Raw genomic sequence first — 1,124 nt, 5'->3', positions numbered from 1 at the left:
ATCTTTGCTTGAATCAGTTAAAACTGCTCCAGTACTTTTAATTGTAGATAGTCAGATTATAAAAAAATTTTTTAAGTGGACCAACTATTTAGAAAAAGAAGAATATATATGGTTTTTTTCTAAGAGTGATAAACTTTATGTATCGTGGAATAGAAAAAATAAGACTTTAACACTTTTTCAAATAATTATGATTTTTTTCTTACTAAAAAAATACAATAAAAAGTATTTTATTTGTGCAAACTTAGATGAAGGGATATTAGTATGAAAGTAATCGAGAGATTAATTGAGAAAAGCTGTTTGGGCTCAAATTGTTCTACAACGGCATTAAAAAATGTATTGAACTATTATAATTATAATTTAAGTGAGGATTATATTTTTGGGTTAGGTTCAGGCCTGGGTTTTATTTATCAATATTATGCAAACAGTAATGAGTATTTTTTATCTGGAAAAAATGAGAGTGTAGAACTGAATGCAATTAATGCACTTGGAGGGACCATTATAACTGGTAGTTTTGATGATAATGAGCTTGCATGGCGGGAAGTGAAATCATATATTGATCAGGACATTCCAGTCATCCTTGATCTTTCTATTAGAGATTTGCCCTACTTTAAACCTTACTTATCAAATTTAGCAAATATTGGCTTTGGTCTTCATAATGCGGTATTATGTGGCTATAATGAAAAATCAAGAACTGTGCAGTTATTAGATCATAGATGGAGTGAGCCACTAATTGTTTCTTTTGAAGATTTAGCAAAAGCTAGAAATTCATCTGGAAATGTTAGTTCGCATAATGCGTATAAAGTTTTACTTATCAGTTCCGAAAGGAAGAAATTTTCCAATATAAGACACTCGATATTGTTAAATATTAATCGTATGAAAAACCCATTTGCATATAAAATGGGACTGCCTGGTATAAGCATGTTTAAAAAAGACATTAATTTAATTATAAGGGAAAAGAATTTTGAGGATGCGATTACAACATATTCTTATCTCATGGAAAGATTAGGTACTGGGGGTGGAAATTTTCGTAGAATGTATGCAAGATTTTTAAATCAAGTATCAGATAATAGTTTAAATTTAAAATACAAAGAGATAGGAAATTCTTATTTTGATTTATCCAAAAA

At 28.7% G+C, this 1,124-nt stretch carries 2 protein-coding genes; both read left to right on the top strand.

The genetic code is table 11. The annotated features are described in order from the left end of the window. Nucleotides 1-265, top strand: a 265-nt coding sequence (locus D8805_RS10195) for a hypothetical protein (protein ID WP_221762870.1), incomplete at its 5' end; no start/stop codon positions are given. Further along, nucleotides 262-1,124: BtrH N-terminal domain-containing protein (locus D8805_RS09910; RefSeq protein ID WP_125417124.1), on the top strand; the 863-nt coding region annotated here is incomplete at its 3' end. The genes D8805_RS10195 and D8805_RS09910, both read left to right, overlap by 4 nt.

It is taken from the genome of Streptococcus oralis subsp. dentisani, assembly GCF_003944205.1.
GTDB classification, from domain to species: Bacteria; Bacillota; Bacilli; order Lactobacillales; family Streptococcaceae; genus Streptococcus; species Streptococcus oralis_BH.
This window is presented reverse-complemented; position numbering and strand designations above follow the sequence as displayed.